At 59.4% G+C, this 17060-nt stretch carries 14 protein-coding genes; 1 reads left to right on the top strand and 13 read right to left on the bottom strand.

The window, feature by feature from the left end; genetic code table 11:
• Window positions 1-16: 16 nt before the first annotated feature.
• The gene (locus tag RLW41_RS17310) at window positions 17-1597 is read right to left on the bottom strand and encodes a 2-isopropylmalate synthase (RefSeq protein ID WP_013947108.1); all 1581 of its coding nucleotides are present in this window, start codon (window positions 1595-1597) and stop codon (window positions 17-19) included.
• 482 nt (window positions 1598-2079) lie between these two features.
• On the opposite strand from RLW41_RS17310, the gene RLW41_RS17305 reads away from it, so the two are divergent.
• On the top strand, window positions 2080-2640 hold the full coding sequence (locus RLW41_RS17305; RefSeq protein ID WP_409562928.1) for a cytochrome b: 561 nt from the start codon (window positions 2080-2082) through the stop codon (window positions 2638-2640).
• Window positions 2641-2790: 150 nt separating this feature from the next.
• Here RLW41_RS17305 and RLW41_RS17300 read toward each other — a convergent pair whose 3' ends face one another.
• The 12 genes from RLW41_RS17300 to RLW41_RS17245 all read right to left on the bottom strand — a co-directional run bounded on the left by RLW41_RS17300 (window position 2791) and on the right by RLW41_RS17245 (window position 17005).
• Window positions 2791-3702, bottom strand: a complete 912-nt coding sequence (locus tag RLW41_RS17300) for a PhzF family phenazine biosynthesis protein (protein ID WP_409562927.1) — start codon at window positions 3700-3702, stop codon at window positions 2791-2793.
• Window positions 3703-3810: 108 nt separating this feature from the next.
• Entirely contained in the window at window positions 3811-4548 is a 738-nt protein-coding gene (locus tag RLW41_RS17295; protein WP_409562926.1) for an NUDIX hydrolase, read from the bottom strand.
• Between the two features lie 993 nt (window positions 4549-5541).
• Entirely contained in the window at window positions 5542-7902 is a 2361-nt protein-coding gene (locus tag RLW41_RS17290; RefSeq protein ID WP_414462258.1) for a TonB-dependent siderophore receptor, read from the bottom strand.
• Window positions 7903-8187: 285 nt separating this feature from the next.
• Window positions 8188-9207: a ketol-acid reductoisomerase gene (gene ilvC / locus RLW41_RS17285; RefSeq protein WP_414462257.1), complete on the bottom strand. Its 1020-nt coding sequence runs from the start codon at window positions 9205-9207 to the stop codon at window positions 8188-8190.
• 233 nt (window positions 9208-9440) lie between these two features.
• Window positions 9441-10046: a LysE family translocator gene (locus tag RLW41_RS17280; protein ID WP_013947099.1), complete on the bottom strand. Its 606-nt coding sequence runs from the start codon at window positions 10044-10046 to the stop codon at window positions 9441-9443.
• A 72-nt stretch (window positions 10047-10118) separates the two neighbouring features.
• On the bottom strand, window positions 10119-10664 hold the full coding sequence (ilvN, locus tag RLW41_RS17275) for an acetolactate synthase small subunit (RefSeq protein ID WP_024275653.1): 546 nt from the start codon (window positions 10662-10664) through the stop codon (window positions 10119-10121).
• Between the two features lie 17 nt (window positions 10665-10681).
• Window positions 10682-11356, bottom strand: a complete 675-nt coding sequence (locus RLW41_RS17270; RefSeq protein ID WP_414462256.1) for a glutathione S-transferase family protein — start codon at window positions 11354-11356, stop codon at window positions 10682-10684.
• Window positions 11357-11358: 2 nt separating this feature from the next.
• Window positions 11359-11898 (bottom strand): hypothetical protein, encoded by a 540-nt coding sequence (locus RLW41_RS17265; RefSeq protein WP_013947096.1) that lies wholly within the window; start codon window positions 11896-11898, stop codon window positions 11359-11361.
• On the bottom strand, window positions 11895-13661 hold the full coding sequence (locus RLW41_RS17260) for an acetolactate synthase 3 large subunit (protein WP_409562920.1): 1767 nt from the start codon (window positions 13659-13661) through the stop codon (window positions 11895-11897). The genes RLW41_RS17265 and RLW41_RS17260 overlap by 4 nt, the downstream gene beginning before the upstream one ends.
• 83 nt (window positions 13662-13744) lie before the next feature.
• The gene (gene miaA, locus RLW41_RS17255) at window positions 13745-14683 is read right to left on the bottom strand and encodes a tRNA (adenosine(37)-N6)-dimethylallyltransferase MiaA (RefSeq protein ID WP_414462255.1); all 939 of its coding nucleotides are present in this window, start codon (window positions 14681-14683) and stop codon (window positions 13745-13747) included.
• Window positions 14684-14741: 58 nt separating this feature from the next.
• Window positions 14742-16037 (bottom strand): carbohydrate porin, encoded by a 1296-nt coding sequence (locus RLW41_RS17250; protein ID WP_414462254.1) that lies wholly within the window; start codon window positions 16035-16037, stop codon window positions 14742-14744.
• Window positions 16038-16309: 272 nt separating this feature from the next.
• Entirely contained in the window at window positions 16310-17005 is a 696-nt protein-coding gene (locus tag RLW41_RS17245; protein WP_414462253.1) for a hypothetical protein, read from the bottom strand.
• Window positions 17006-17060: the final 55 nt, after the last annotated feature.

Genomic DNA, 17060 nt, shown 5'->3' with positions numbered 1-17060 from the left:
AATTCGGGCTTTTTACTTAGAACGCCTGCTGTGCCTGCGCCGTTTTCTGGCGTTTGACGACGAGCTTGTTAAGCGCAGCCACGTAAGCCCGCGCCGAGGCGACGAGCGTGTCGGGATCGGCCGACCGCCCCGTTACAGCCCGGCCCTCTTCTTCGAGCCGCACCGAAACTTCAGCTTGGGCGTCCGTGCCCTCGGTCACCGCGTGCACCTGATACAGTGCCAAGCGCGCGTTATTCGGCAACAGTTGCTTGATGGCGTTGAAAGTTGCATCAACAGGTCCATTGCCGACAGCCTGCACCGTCTTCGACTGGCCGTCGATATCGAGCGTCAGCGTCGCCGTCTGGGGTCCCATCGTTCCGGCAATGACCGTCAACGCCGTCACCTTCACGGCATCGTTCATGTGCGCGACGCCCTCATCGACCAGCGCTTCGATATCCTCGTCGTAGATGTGCTTTTTTCGGTCGGCGAGCGCCTTGAAGCGATTGAAGGCGTCTTCCATGGCGTTATCGCCGAGATTGTAGCCCAGTTCCTTGAGCTTCGACTTGAACGCTGCGCGGCCCGAGTGCTTGCCCATGACGAGCGACGACTTCATGACGCCGACGGACTCGGGCGTCATGATTTCATACGTCTCGGTATTTTTCAAAACGCCATCCTGATGGATGCCGCTCTCGTGCGCGAAGGCGTTCCGGCCGACGATGGCCTTGTTGTACTGCACGGGGAAATTCGTGACTGCCGACACGAGCTTCGAGGCCCGCGACAGCATCTCCGACTTGATGCCGGTGTGATAGGAGAGCAGATCGTGGCGCGTGCGGATCGCCATGACGATCTCTTCCAGCGCCGCGTTGCCTGCACGCTCGCCGAGACCGTTGATCGTGCACTCGATCTGTCGCGCACCCGCGCGAATACCTGCCAGCGAGTTCGCCACCGCGAGGCCGAGGTCGTCGTGGCAATGGGTCGAGATCACAACCTTGTCCATGCCCGGAACGCGCGTCTTCAGCATCGTGATGAGGTCGAAATATTCCTCCGGCAGCGCGTAGCCGACAGTGTCGGGAATGTTGATCGTCGTCGCACCGGCTTTGATCGCTGCTTCGACCACACGGCACAGATAATCGTGCTCGGTCCGCGTGGCGTCCATCGCGCTCCACTCGACGTCGTCGGTGTAGCCGCGCGCCCGCGTCACCGAAGCGACGACGCGCTCATAGACCTGTTCTTGGCTGAGCTGGAGTTGGTGCTGGCGATGCAGCGGCGACGTGCCGATGAAGGTGTGAATGCGGCCACGCTTCGCTGGCTTGATCGCTTCGCCCGCCCGATCGATGTCGTTGAAGTTCGCTCGCGCCAGGCCACAGATGACCGACTGCTTGGCAAGCTTGGCGATTTCCGTCACCGCCTCGAAGTCGCCTTCCGACGCGATCGGAAAGCCCGCTTCGATGATGTCGACACCCATGGAATCGAGAAGCTCGGCGACTTGCAGCTTCTCCTCGAACGTCATCGTAGCGCCGGGGCACTGCTCACCGTCGCGCAGAGTTGTATCAAAAATGATGATCTTGTCGTCATCGCGCTGCTGTTCGGGCGCAGCGCCTTTGCTTGGGGACGTCATTGTATTCATCCTTTGCCGGGCGACCTCTGGGGCTCGCCACTGATCGCTCTCAATCTCGAAGTCCTGGCCGTCCAATCCCCTGGGCACCAACCCGGCGGACAGCCGGGCGTCATGCGGCCCAGGGGCCGGTAAGGAGAAGCGAAAGCAGGAGCTTGGGCGCAAAAGATCCGCCGCGCGTGCTCGAAAGCGGCGCAAAAGAAACGGCGATGTCGGTCGCGCAAGCCATAACGGCAATTAATCCAAGAAAACCGGCCAAAGGTCCAGTCCGGCGTCAATAGCCGATCTGCCCCCCGAAAATCAAGCTGCCCTACCGTCGCGCCGCTGAGGCACGCCAAACGGGCGCCGAGACGGATTTTGCCGGCTTTGCCGTTTCATAACCTCAAGCCATCCAATTTTGAAACGTTGCCAACATTGATCAGCCTCAATTCGGCCCGAGCGCTTATATGCCGGTGTAGTCCAACAGGTTTCGTGGAGAATTTTTCGTGACCGTCGCCACAAATTCATCTGTCAACTCTAGCAGCTACCCTCCGACAGCGATCGCACTGCACTGGATCATGGCAGTATTGATCGCGGCTGTATTCACCGCCATCGAACTGAAGGGCTACTATCCGAAGGGCAGCGAGACACGAGCTCTTCTTGCTTCAATTCATATGATGCTAGGCATCACGGTGTTGCTGCTGGTCATCATCCGCATCGGCATTCGCTCGCACAACGGCACGCCGCCGATCATTCCTCGCCCGGCAGTATGGCAGACCGCCATCGCACACCTGACCCATTTGATCCTCTACGCCGCAATGATCGGCATGCCTCTGCTTGGCTGGATTATGGTAAGCGCGGCCGGTCACTCCGTGCCCTTCTACGGGCTTTCACTTCCGCCAATAGTCGGTGAGGATAAAGCCCTCTCCCACAATCTGGAAGAAATCCACGAGTTCATCGGCAACGCTCTTTACTATGTAATCGGCCTCCACGCCGTTGGCGCGCTGTTCCACCACTACGTGCTGAGGGACAACACACTGATCCGCATGGTGCGGACGAGCCGCTGATGTAATCTTCTATCCCGCTGGGGAGAGGAGATTGCGATGGCAGGTATCGCCGCCCATCACTGTCATCCTCGGGCTTGTCCCGAGGATCCCTCGGGCATCGCCACCCCCATCAAAATGGTCCTCGGCATAAAGCCGAGGATGACAAGGCGCTCAGAGCTTGAGCACGCCCTCGGCCACGCGCACCGCGTAGCCGCCAATGCGAACGCCATCGAGCTTGCCACGCGCAATCGACATCGTCAGCGAAATGGCGCTTGGCCGGCCCATCTCGAAGCCCTGCTCGATCGGGCGTTTGTGCATGCCGTCGGGAAGCGCGTCGAAGCCTTGGACAACATAGGCAAAGCTTGCAGCCGCCGACCCCGTCGCCGGATCTTCCGGCACGCCGATGTCCGGCGCGAACATCCGCGCATGAAACGCCGATTGCGTACGCACGCACTGCCGCGTGTAGAGGTAGACGCCCAAAATCCCTCGATCGCCGAACGCCCGCGCCCAGTGTTGCGGCGCGACGCGAACCTTAGCCATTGCTTCGAGATTGGCGACGGGAATGTAGGCAAACGCCGGAACGCCACGGATTAGCGTCGGCTTGTGATTTTCAAACCCGATCTCCGCCGGAATGAGCCCGACCGATGCCGCGATCTGCTCCGGTTCGGAAAGCGACTCGATCGGGTTCGTCATCTTCGGCGCGTCGAACTCGCCGAACGACGCCCCACCGCCCCGCATCCGCACGCCGACGCGAATGCTGCCGACTTCCTCTTCGAGCGCGATGATCGCATCGCCATGGCCGTTGCCGAGCGGCGCACGCAACTCGGCCAACAGGATCGCCGTTCCGATCGTCGGATGACCGGCGAACGGCAGCTCACGCGTCGGCGTAAAGATGCGAATGCGCGCCGTGTGACCGGGACTCGTCGAGCTCAAAACGAAGACCGTTTCGGAGAGATTGAACTCGCGCGCAATGGTCTGCATTTCCGTGGCGCTCAAATGATCGGCGCCAAGAACCACCGCAACCGGATTGCCGCCGAACGGCCGCTCCGTGAAAACATCAAGAACGTGATAGTTAAGCGCCACGCGCCGGTCTCCCCGCTGTCGGCTGCGCAGCCAAACCCCGCGCGAGCGGCGGCACCATGCGGCAAGGTTTTGCCTGCGCCAAGCCCTTTTTTCCCATTCGAAAGCTCTTTAGCGCGCGACCAAAAGTGCTTCGAGTAACGCACGCGCATGCGGAAGAACCTTGAGATTTGCGAGATCGTCGAGGTGGCCGACCGGAATGACGCTCTCGATTTCGGGATCGTCCGTCGTCGCATTGTGGCGCGCAACCTGCGAGACAAACTCTTCCGACGTCATCGGAAGATAGAACGGCACCGCAAAGCACAGGTGTACGCCTGCCCGCGCAACGATGAAGCCTTCTTCGCGCTTCAAGCTGCTTCCGGCTTCCCCGATTTCCTCATCGACCTCGCGCTCGACGCTGCGGCCTATATCAATCGTTCCATCGGGAAGAACGTCGTTCTGATCGATGAAGCCCGACGGCAGATAGGCGAATCCGTGATTGACGTTCCCCGGCCGCTGCATGATCAGCATGAAATTCCCGTCGGACGAGCGAATCAGCGCCGAACCAAAGCCGTCGATAACGCCGGATTCTGGAAATCCCTGCCCGCGCCAATAGAGATAGCTTTTGAAATCGGTCCGAATGAGCGTGGCGTGAATTTCGCTGCCGACAGAGCGAGCGTCTTTCGTCAGGTAGACGATGCCGTTGAAATAATTTGAATTGAAGGCTTTCGCCTTTTCCCAATTGGCCTCGATCTCCGCTGCATACTCTTCGGCAAATGGCCAAGGCGCGTCGATCACCTTCAGCATGCAATTCGATACGACTTTCACGCCATTTTCGTGCGGAAAGCCGCCTTCGGACATATCTTGCATTCTCACCTTCATCATAGGCAGCGCGGAGAAAAATCCCCGCCGCATCAGCCACAATTAAGTCTCGGTTTGATTAAAACCGAAAATCGCCAGCACCGTGCAAATTCAAATGCTCAACATGCCGATATTCGGATCGATTTCGGCTCCGGACTCTTTTCGCAGATTTTCACGTCAGCCTTTTGTTGAGCCAAGTTTGGTCATGACGCGGCCAAGATTCGACAGCCATATACCGTTAACGACAGCGTCGCTGGGGGGCGACAGTCAAGATCTCCCAGCACCTCTGAGCCGGTTTCAAATCCTGGTGTTGCGCCAGGGTTGTAGAGCGCGATGAGGTGCCAATGGGATCATCTGCCGCCCGATGGAAACTCCATCGGGCTCACGCAGCGGTCGCGCTGCGTTAGAGCCCCTTCAAATCCGAAGATGCCGTGTATGCGGCAGTATTCGGAAACGGGCGGCAGAGGTCCCCGCTCCTCTGCCGCCCGCGTTAGTCCCGGCCTGCGCCCGCAAGGGCCAAGGCTGGAAATGACGTGGACCGCCCGCGCTGCCGCACGTAAACCCTCCCCAAGAGCGCGGCAGTGCGGGTTGGTTCCGCGTTATCGCTGACAGTCTCCCTCTATCCCTGTACTTTGGACCTAACGTCATCGGCAGCGCAGCCGGGATGCAGCCGCATGGTAGCTCTCCCGAGATCACGCCGCGGCCCGCCCGACGAATTGCTGGCGGCCGCAAGCTTTGCCGCTCAATGGAAACGGACGCTTGGGCCGAGCCCCAGGATGACACTTTCACCTGAAATCAAATGCACAACAAAAAACGCGGCAGCCGGGATGGCCACCGCGCTTTTTTGAAACTCTCCCCGCGCGCCAAAGCGCGTCGCGGATCAGTTCTTGCCCTTGTCCACAAGCTTGTTCTTGCCGATCCAAGGCAGCATACCGCGCAGCTTTGCGCCGACTTCCTCGATCTGGTGCGCGTCGTGCAAGAGGCAAAACCCGCGATGAATGCTCAATATTTGTAGGTCAAGCTGGTCGTAATCGTACGGGCCTCCCCGATGAAGCAGTCGCCGCGCGCGAGGCACGTGCTGTAATACAGCTTGTTTTCGAGGTTCTTGCCGTTGAGCTGCCAGCGCCAATGTTCGGTTTCATAAGCGATCATGGCATCAAAAAGCGTCACATCCGGAACTTGTATCGTGTTCGTTTCATCCCACGAAGCGCCGATGTAACGAACGCCGCCGCCCATGGACCAGCCTTTAAGACCAGGCTGATCGAAATCCCAGACCGCCCAAAGCGACGCAACGTTTTTGGGGATCGATTCGATCTGGTTGCCCGCGTACTCGTAATCGCCAGCGTATTCAGCTTGCGTATACGAATAGCCAAGAACGCTCTTGAGATTTTTCGTCAGCCTACCAACCAACTCGATTTCGAAGCCTTTGACTTCGGCCTCGCCGATCTGAGCAGAATAGTTCGGATTGATTGGGTCCGCGACCAGACGGCCGGTATCGTTGATGTCGTAGATCGCGCTATTGATGGAAAAATATGAACCGACTGGCTGATACTTGAAGCCGACCTCATATTGGCGGCCCTCTTGCGGATTGAATGCAGCGCCTGTTCGGGCAAAGCCAACGACCGGTATGAATGACTCCGCATAGCTGAAATATGGCGTGAAGCCATTCGAAAACTCATACATCAGCCCGGCACGATATGTCGTCGCCTCGTCCGCTTGGCTTGAGCCGTTTGTCGTGTTGTCCACCCAGTCGTGGCGCAAACCAAGCACCGCGAGCCAGTTACCGAGACGAATTTGGTCCTGACCATAGAGCCCGGTCTGGACAACCGACTGCCGGTCGCAAGCTGGTGTCTTAGGCGCGGCCGTAAAAGCATACGACTGCCCCGCACAATTGTTTCCTACCCAATTCGCGTCTCCGTAGACCGGGTGATAAATATTGAACGGCCTCTGGGAAAAATCGGGATTCGCATCGTACGCATAGTCCCAGCCCTGGGTCGCATGGAAGTGTGTGAAGTCGATGCCAGCCAGCACTTTATGCTCCAGCGGACCGGTTCCGAACTTGGCTTCGAGGTTGGTATCCTGGTTGAAGACCTGAGTATCGGTGATCGACATCCAGCGATACCGCGATAGCTCCTCCTGCGCCGCATCGAGATAATCCCAATTAACGGCGACGGCGCTGTAGTCATTGTGGATATCGGCGTAACGCGAGGCATGCTGCAACTTCAGCCACGAGTTAAACTTGTGCTCGACGAGCACTGTGCCCGCCATAGCGTCGGTGTCGTAGTGATCGCCCGGCTCCCCAGCAAACGTGTCCCACGTGATGCGCTTACCATTCACGTTGGGGAAGATCGTGCCTATATGCGGAAAGAATTGCGCGGTCGAACCCGTGCGATCGCGCTGGAAGTCGCCAATGACCGTGATCGTAGTGTTATTATCCGGACGGTAGCTGATCGCCGGAGCCAGAGCATAGCGGTCGTTAGGAACGTACTTCACCTGGGTATCAGCATCGCGTGCAACGCCGGTTAATCGATACGACCACTTGCCGTCCGTGGTCATTGGTCCGGTCAGATCGAAATTGACCTGCTTGAAGTCGAACGAGCCATATTGCACGCCGATCTCGCCTGCGGTTTCAGACTGCGGTCGCTTCGAGACGGAATTGATGATGCCGCCGACCGCCGCTTGTCCGTAAAGCACGGATGCCGGGCCTCGAAGCACTTCAATGCGTTCGAGGAAATAAGGCTCAAGCCGGTAATTGTAGGTGTAATAGCCGAAGGTGCGGCGCAAGCCATCTAGATATTCGGGAACTTCGGTGCTGCCGCGGATAATGGGACCGTCGGTGCGGCTATCGAGGCCGTAGCCATCTGCCACCACGCCGGGAACATAGCGCAAGGCGCCCTGCACGCTTTGGGCATCCTGATCCCGGATCTGTTCGGCACCCACCACTGAAATCGATTGCGGTATTTCGTTAAGCGGCGTGTCGGTCTTCATGCCGGTTTCGGTAGCCGCAGCAAGATAATCTGTGACAGGGCCGTACGGTGTATTCCGCCCGGCTCTTGAATTGATGATGCCCGCTGGCTTTGGGGCGGCAGATGGCTGTGACGTCGTCACCGCCTGTACCGGCTTGGCCTTCGCTTTGGCTTTCGAAACCTTTTTCTTCTGCACCTTTCCCTCTACGACCATGCTCGGCAGCACGTCCGGGGTCGGAGGCGAATCGGAAGGGGGACTATCAGGCGTGCCGACTGAAGGCGATCCGGCAGCGGCTGAAGGATCGGTTTCCGCAGTCTGTGCAAAGATCGGCGATGAAGACGCGACGGAGCTGAAAACGACGGACGCGGCAACACCCACGTACTTCGATCGAGACATATACGTATCCTGTAGTCTGTAAGTCTGCGGCGTCAGCCGGTGCATCCCCCGCGAAAACAAGCCCGGGACGCGCTATTATATACCAAATCGGTATAGAACAAACCGTCATCGCCGCATCATGGTCACTCCATCGTCACGAAGTGACACATAAGCGACAGTTGTGATGCACGGCATTCGCCTGTTCAGACCATGAGGATCTAAGAACAGCAAAAAAAACGGCGGCCTCGAAAGGCCGCCGTGTGTCTGTCGAACGAAACCTTCTTGCGCGCCAAAGCGCGTCGCGGATCAGTTCTTGCCTTTGTCGACAAGCTTGTTCTTGCCGATCCAAGGCATCATACCGCGCAACTTCGCGCCGACTTCCTCGATCTGGTGCGCGTCATTGATACGGCGCGTCGCCTTGAAGTTCGGCTGGCCTGCCTTGCACTCGAGCATCCAATCGCGTACGAAACGGCCCGTCTGAATGTCGGCGAGCACGCGCTTCATCTCCGCCTTCGTCTCCGGCGTCACGATCCGCGGACCGGTCTTGTATTCACCGTACTCGGCCGTGTTCGAGATCGAGTAGTTCATGTTGGCGATGCCGCCCTCGTAGATGAGGTCGACGATCAGCTTCACTTCATGCAAGCACTCGAAATACGCCATCTCCGGCGCGTAGCCCGCTTCGACCAGCGTTTCGAAACCAGCGCGGATCATCTCGACGAGACCGCCGCAGAGCACGGCCTGCTCGCCGAACAGGTCCGTTTCGCACTCTTCCTTGAAGGTCGTCTCGATCACGCCCGAACGGCCGCCGCCGATCGCCGACGCATACGAGAGGAACAGGTCGAGCGCGTTGCCGCTCTTGTCCTGATGCACCGCGACGAGGCACGGCACGCCGCCGCCCTTCTGGTATTCGCCGCGCACCGTGTGGCCGGGACCCTTCGGCGCGACCATGCCGACATCGAGGTCTTCGCGCGGCTCGATCAGGTTGAAGTGCACGTTGAGGCCGTGGGCGAACAGCAGCGCCGCGCCCTTCTTCATGTTGGCTTCAAGATGCTCTTTGTAGATATCGGCCTGCAGCTCGTCGGGCGTCAGCATCATGATGACGTCTGCCCACTTCGCAGCGTCCGCGACTTCCATGACCTTGAGACCGGCCTGCTCCGCCTTCTTTGCCGAAGGCGAGCCCTTGCGCAGCGCGATGACGATGTCTTTCACGCCGGAGTCTTTGAGGTTCAGCGCGTGCGCATGGCCCTGGCTGCCATAGCCGACAATAGCGACCTTCTTTGATTTGATGAGGTTGATGTCGGCATCACGATCGTAATAGACGCGCATGGGCGGCCTCTCGGGTTCCCCGGTCGAAATCGACGTTCGGGCTGGGTTGAATGCAATGGCGGCCCGGATGGTTCTGAAACCGGGCGCCCTGAAATCTGGGCGGAACCTACAGACATCGGATCGAGGATTCAACGGCCCGCGGACACTGCCGGCAGGCCGAAACTCGGATATTTCACCGCAGCCTTTCGCCCATGCTGCATAGCGAAATTAACCCAAAATGCGTCCTCCAACCTTCAGATCATCTCCTTCACGATAGGCCATAGCGACGCGACGAGCGCGACGGCCATGACGACGTTGAAAATACGCATCGACCGCTCATCCTTGAGAAGCGGACGCAGCGATGTGCCAAAGAACGCCCAGCTCGACGCCGAAACGGTCGACATGATCGTAATGACGGTCGCAAGCGTCGCGATATCCGCCCAAGGGTTATCCGGCGTGATGTAATTGGCCGCAATGCTGAGGCAAACCATCCATCCTTTCGGATTGACCCATTGGAATAAGGCCGCTTCCAGAAAGGTCATAGGCCGCGCATCCTCGCTGGCGATCGGATCGGTCGCGCCGGCGGTTCCAATACGCCAAGCCAGCCAGAGAAGATAAGCAACGCTGACGATGCGAAGAACGGAATAAAGACCGGGAACCAGAACGAGCAACCGCCCCACGCCGAGCGCAATCGCCAACAGCAGAACGGTAAAGCCGATCACGACCCCGAGAATGTGCGCACGCGTTCGGAAAAAACCGAAGTTCACACCGGACGCGAGCAACATCGTATTGTTCGGTCCCGGCGTCATCGCCGATACGAACGCAAACGCAACGAGTGAGAGGAAAAGTTCGTGAGACATGTCTCTTCACCAGCACGGTGAACCGGCTGCGCGTCCCGATCTAGAAAGGAAACTGCCGCCGAAGGAAAGAACTCAGCTTGCGGCGCCCCGGCCGATCGCCGCGATGCCGGTACGGGAAACCTCAACGAGGCCCAGCTCCGACATCAGTTGAATGAACGTCTCGATTTTCGAGGACTTGCCGGTGACCTCGAAAACGAAATGCTCCGTCGATGTATCGACGACCTTCGCCCGGAAAATCTCGGCCAGCCGCAGCGCCTCGATGCGCTTCTCGCCTTTACCGCCGACTTTCACGAGTGCCAGCTCTCGCTCGATCGAAGCGCCCTCTTCCGTCAGATCGCGAACGCGATGCACCGGCACGAGGCGTTCAAGTTGCGTTTTGATCTGCTGAATCACCGCCGGCGTGCCGTTGGTCACGATGGTGATGCGCGACAGATGCCGCTCATGCTCGACCTCGGTCACCGTCAGCGACTCGATATTGTAGCCACGCCCAGCGAACAGACCGATGACGCGCGCCAGCACGCCCGGCTCGTTGTCGACGACGACGGACAGCGTCCGCGACACGATCTCCTGCGAACGGGAGGGGCTCGGATAGTGCGACTGCTTTAAAGGTTCGGACATCGTCGGTCTCAGCGTTCTCAAACAAAACTTTCAACGAGGGTGTGGCCGGCAGCATAATCGGGAATGCTCCACGGCTCGGCGAGGGCTGCGTCGCGCCAAGCAACGAACGACGGATGCGCCAGCATCGCATCCATATACGTTCGCGTCGCTTCGCGGACGGGAATTTGATAGCTATCGAAGCGCGTGACGACCGGCACATACATCGCGTCCGCCGCCGAGAACGCCCCATAAAGGAATGGCTGTCCGCCGCCGAAGCGATTGCGGGCCTCCGACCAAATGTCTTCGACCCGATCAATGTTGGCCTGCAAAGCCTCGGTGATCGGTGGTGTTGCGAAGCGCGCTCCGAGGTGCATCGGGCACGCTTGCCGCAAGGCCTGGAAGCCCGAGTGCATCTCATTGGAAACCGCACGCGCATGCGCCCGCGCGTTGCCGTTCCGCGGCCAGATCGCAAAGTCCGGAAATTTCTCCGCGAGATACTCGATGATTGCGAGGCTTTCCCAGACAGTCACATCGCCGTCGATAAGCGTGGGGACTTTCCCCGAGGGAGAAAACTCCAGCATCCGCCCGCGGCTCTCCGGCATCCGCAGCGGAATGATTTCTTCCTCGAACGGAATGTCAAAGTGGGACAGCACAAGCCACGGCCTGAGCGACCACGACGAATAGAGCTTATTGCCAATGACGAGCTTCAACATCGTTATTTGCCGCTGCCCGTCGTGTCGTCACTATCGGCCTCGCCCGGCTTCCTCGGCGGAAACACAGCCTTCAGAAAGATCGGCATGCCGTCCTTGTCGATCATCTTCTTGAGAGCCTCGGCTTGCTTCGTCGAAATCTTGTATTGCCGGAACGCCGCGACGAAGCGGGCACCCATACCGCGCGCGATATCTTCCGGCGCCGGAGTTCCCATGCGCACGCGGTCTGCTTGTGGAATACGCGCATAGATCTGCGCCAGCACCTGGCTGTGCATGTAGTCCTGCGCCAAGCACGACTCGAGCCCCGGCGAATACTCGCTGGCAAGCATCTGCGTCCGGTAGCAGGCGTCGAGAAACTTCAGAACGCCTGCCGAGCCTTCACGCTGATGCAGCGCCCCAAGCCGCCGCGCTGCATCTTTGATGTTGGCGACGTGGTCCCAGGTTTGTTTGGCGGCCAACGTCCCCGGCATGACGAGGAGTGCCATCGCGAAGACCGCGATGACGGCGCCAAAAATTCCGAAACCTGTTCCCCCGTGCTTTGTCAAACCAGCACCTTTCCTGCTTCGCCGATCGCATTCTCGACTTCGTCATCCGTGATGTTCTCGCCGAGAAGCATTTCGTTGTGGGCCTTCCCCGATGGGATCATCGGGAAACAGTTCGCAAGCTTGGCGACCCGGCAATCGAAGATCACAGGGCCTTTCGTGTTGATCATCTCGTTTATAGCATCATCGAGATCGGCGGGATGCTCGCAACGCATGCCTGTCCACCCGTAGGCTTCGGCAAGCTTCACGAAATCCGGCAAGGCTTCGGTGTAGCTTTCCGAAAGGCGATTGCCGTGCAGAAGCTGCTGCCACTGCCGCACCATGCCCATGTACTCGTTGTTCATGATGAACACCTTGACCGGCAAACGGTACTGCACCGCCGTCGAGCACTCCTGAATGTTCATCAGGATCGACGCATCGCCCGCAACGTCAATGACGAGCGACTTCGGATGCGCAAGCTGTACGCCGATCGCGGCGGGCAATCCATAGCCCATCGTACCGAGGCCTCCCGACGTCATCCAGTGGTTCGGCTCATCGAAGTGGAGGAACTGCGCCGCCCACATCTGATGCTGCCCGACCTCCGTCGTGAAATAGGTGTCGCGATTCTTCGTCAGTTCGTTGAGCCGCTGACACGCATATTGCGGCATGATGATGTCTTTGGAGTTCTTATAAGACAGCGATTTTTTCGTCCGCCACCCGTCGATCTGCTTCCACCACGCCTTGTGCGCAGCCTTGTCGAGGATCGGCGCCTTCGCCTTCCACACGCGCAGCATGTCTTCGAGCACGTAAGCGCAGTCGCCGATGATCGGAATATCGACCATGATGTTCTTGTTGATCGACGACGGATCGATATCGACATGAATCTTCTTCGAGTTCGGCGAAAACGCATCGACGCGTCCCGTGATCCGGTCATCGAAGCGCGCGCCGATGTTGATCATCACGTCGCAATCATGCATCGCGAGGTTGGCTTCGTAGGTGCCGTGCATGCCGAGCATGCCGAGCCACTGCTTATCCGAGGCCGGATAAGCGCCAAGCCCCATCAGCGTCGACGTGATCGGATACCCGGTCAGCCGCACGAACTCGCGCAACAGCTGACTCGCCTTCGGCCCGGAGTTGATAACGCCGCCGCCGGTATAGAACACCGGGCGCTTCGCATTCGCGATCAGATCGACCGCTTCGCGCACCGCCTGCTGCTCCGGCTTCAGCTTCGGCCGATAGGTCTTATGCTGGATGTTGGAGGGCCCAACGTAGTTGCCCGTCGCAAATTGCACATCCTTCGGGATATCGACCACCACCGGACCCGGACGGCCCGTGCGCGCGATGTGGAAGGCTTCGTGCAGAACACGAGCGAGGTCGTTGATGTTCTTCACCAACACGTTGTGCTTCGTGCACGGACGCGTAATGCCGACCGTATCGCATTCCTGGAACGCATCGTTGCCGATAAGGTGCGTCGGCACCTGGCCGGTGATGCAGACGAGTGGAATCGAATCCATCAGCGCATCGGCGAGGCCCGTCACCGCATTGGTTGCGCCGGGACCCGACGTCACGAGGCAGACGCCGACCTTCCCCGTCGAGCGCGCATAGCCTTCAGCCGCATGCAGCGCCCCGCCTTCCTGGCGAACCAGGATGTGCCGAACCTTCTCCTGCTGGAAAAGCTCATCATAAATCGGAAGAACGGCGCCGCCCGGATACCCGAAAACGAACTCGACGCCTTGGTCAGCCAGCGCAGTCAACACCATTTCCGCGCCGGTCATCGTGCGTGCCATCGTCAAACTCCTCTACAGGCTTGCCGCCTGCCAACATTTCGAAATTGCGGGGAACCTAGGCGCACGATCCTAATTGGTCAACGCTAACGGTGAATAAATGCGAAAATTTCACGCAGTGAACTTTCCATATATTTCGTCTGAACTGTCACCCAAGAAATCATATGACTTTTGAGCCAAGTTTCCTGTCGTTTGATGTACTGACGAGTCTCCGCCTGCGAGGCCGCCACCGCCTCCTCGACGCTTATCTCGCCCCGCCAAACTCCGATCAGCGGCCGCACGCCGATTGCCCGCATCGCCGGCAACCCAGCATCGAGTTGCATCTCGGACAAAGCTTTAGCCTCATCGGCCGCCCCTTCGCGCATCATCGCAGCGAAACGCGCATCCGCACGAGAGTGAAGCTCAGCCCGGTCGACACGAACCACCAGACGCACAGTCTCCGCTTCGTTCAAGACGGGCGCGCCCTTCAGGGTTTGCCACTCGGCCAGCGACCGCCCCGTAGACTCCAGAACTTCGAGCGCACGCACGATCCGCTGCGTATCCGCGGATTGAAGCCGCCCCGCCATGACTTCATCCCGCGCCGCAAGCTCTGCATGCATCGCCTCTGCACCGCGCCGTGCCGCCTCCGCTCGCCAATGCGCGCGCACGTCTTCATCGATCTCGGGAACAGGTGAGAGCCCTTCGAGCAGTGCCTTGAAGTAAAGCCCCGTGCCCCCGACGACGATAGGCCGCCGTCCTTGCGCCTGGGCGCCCGCAATCGCCTCTGCCGCATCGCGGACGAAACGGCCGGCCGAATACGCTTCTTGCGCCGGCACGAAGCCATAGAGCGCATGCGGCACCCGCGCTTCGTCAGCCGGCGTCGGACGCGCCGTCAGAATGCGCAGCTCCCGATAGACCTGCATGCTGTCGGCATTGACGATCGTGCCGCCAACCTGCTCCGCAATTGCCATTGCGAGCGCCGACTTGCCGCTGGCCGTCGGGCCTGCAATCAAAATGGGGCGCAGGTCTGTTTCTGTGCTGCTCATGAAAAGGCCTCCTAGCGCTGTGGCACTAGGAGGCGCAAGTCAGACGGTAGAAGTCAGATTAATAATTGAGCGTGGTCCGGACGCCGAACACGGCCGCATCTTTCTCCGGTACGGCCGGATTGTTCTCGCTCGGCACCCGACCGCCGGGGTTCCAGATATACTGGAAATCAGGCGCAACCGAGAAGCCGGGCGAGATCTTCGCAGTATAGTTCAGTTCGACCACCGACTCGTAGTCGGAGATGACCGTCTGGCCATCATCGAGCTGAGCCTGCTGCAGCTTGTCCGAGACATGGCCATAGGCAAAGGCGGCGCCGAATGAATCATCCTTGCGCCCCGGCACGAAGCCAGTGAACACGATGCCGGTATCGACGTAGGTGTTGATCAGGTTCTGCTTATCCGGCGAGCCACCGAGGCGAACGAATGCGCTGACCGCTTCATCATGCGCACCCTTCCAGATCTGCTGGTCGATGATGCCGTAGACGCCGGAGCTGGTATCCAGCTCGTCCGGATTGAGGAATTCCGGCGCGTAGTGGTTGAACTGCTTCCAGCCGCCGAACTTGAACGTGCCGGGCAGGCCGATGTTGTATTTATATTGCGCTTCGACCATCAGCAGCGGCGCATCCTGCAGACGGAAGTTCACGCCATGCGGGTTGTCGGCCTGCGGATCATCCGCAAATGGGTCCGCCGGGCTGCCGTTAAACACGGCAGCGAGAATGTTGAGATTATCCGTCGGCTGATACTGGACACGCACGCCGAGCGACGCCAGCGGATATCCTGGACCACCGGCAGCCATGTTGTTGGCTGTCGCGGCCGACCAGCCGAACGTGCTGTTGAGAAACACAGCAGCGGTATCGCTGATGAAGAATTCGCTATCGGCCGCCAGCGAACCGATACGCACCTTCACCTTGTCATCCAGCAGCGACTGCTCGAACCACAACTCGAACAAGCGCAACCGCTCGTCGCCTTCGATGTTGCTCGGTGGGAAGATATTGCCGATGCGCTGCGTCGCCGGACCGACACCGTTCAGGTAATAGGCGCTGGCGTGAATAGTCCCGCCCTTCCAGCCGAACATCTTGTCGAGATCGAAATCCGTAAACGCGGAAACCAAGCCGTCGTAGTTCGAGCCCTGCGAGTTGCCGCCCTTGGCGACATTCCAGTACTCGCCGATATACCCCACACCGTAGAGGATGCCCTGCTTAGCCAACGAGGCCCGCATCGGATCATCCCAATCGTGAGCAATCGAATCCTCCGGCACGCCATTGGCAGAAGCGTCGTCGGCCTTGGCGGCTACGGTGGACACGAGAGTGCCCAGCGCAAAAATCGGCAAGATGCCGACCACGAGTTTCGATCTCATCGTCATTCCCCCAAACGCCGGACACCGTGCCTCGACGGTCCTGGCTATTGAACCCGTTGCCTCCCGGCCCAATGAAATGAACAGAAGATACTTGACGCGACCAGTCAACATTGGAGTTCAAAAACGGTATCCTTCCCCCGCTGCCTGCTGGGGGATGTTGCCATTTTGCAATCATTGGCAACGCAGATCGGGTCCGACATGTCGCAGAGCGGGAGCTTTTTTGAACCGTCAGCGGGCGTTTCATCTCCCGGTGCGCAGGCGGGGCCCCCGAATCACTTCGAAGAAAGATCGGCACTTTTGCGCGCCGCATCGGAAAAGGGCAGCTCGCGCCCCGTCCATCGCCGCCAGACCGCCGCAACCCGCGGACGTGCTGCGGCCCAGGCCTTCCGGACCTCCGCCATCGCCCGCGCCTTGACGACGCGACCATAGCGCCAGACCCAAGATGCCCGGATCTGCGCATAAAGAGCATCCTTCCACGGCATGAACCAGTTGAAGAGCGCCGCAAACCATCCGATCCGCATCAGCGCCGGTTTCACCAACAGGAAGACGCGCGCGATAAGCGCCGTCGACGCGATCTTGGCCCCGACGAACAGCAAGGTCGCCGACAGAAAATGCTCATTTGCGAGCAGCCAGATCGCCACGAACTTCAGCGGCAGCAACAGGGAAGTTGGTAACGCCAGCGCAATGAGCGCCGCATAAGGCGGCAGACGTGCCAGCAGCCGCTCGATCGCCGCGATCGGCGCGAACGCTGCGAGCCTCCCGAGCAGGTTCGAAAGCGGGCGCCATCCCCACTCTTCGAAAAGGATGATCAGCGCGGCAGTGATATTAAGCGCCGTTATCAGCGGCCCGCGCACGATGCTCCAGGCCGTCCGCAGAAGTTCGCGAAGTGTCCAGATCGCAATGACCGTACCGCGCCAGAGAGCGCCGAGAACCGTCTTAACCGTCTGCCGAAATCGATCCGTACTCAACCGTTTCTCGCTCTTTCAAAACCATGCTGGCGACCGAAGCGAATTGTATCATCCG

Source organism: Hyphomicrobium sp. DY-1 (genome assembly GCF_047497105.1).
In the GTDB taxonomy this organism is placed as follows: domain Bacteria; phylum Pseudomonadota; class Alphaproteobacteria; order Rhizobiales; family Hyphomicrobiaceae; genus Hyphomicrobium_B.
This window is presented reverse-complemented; position numbering and strand designations above follow the sequence as displayed.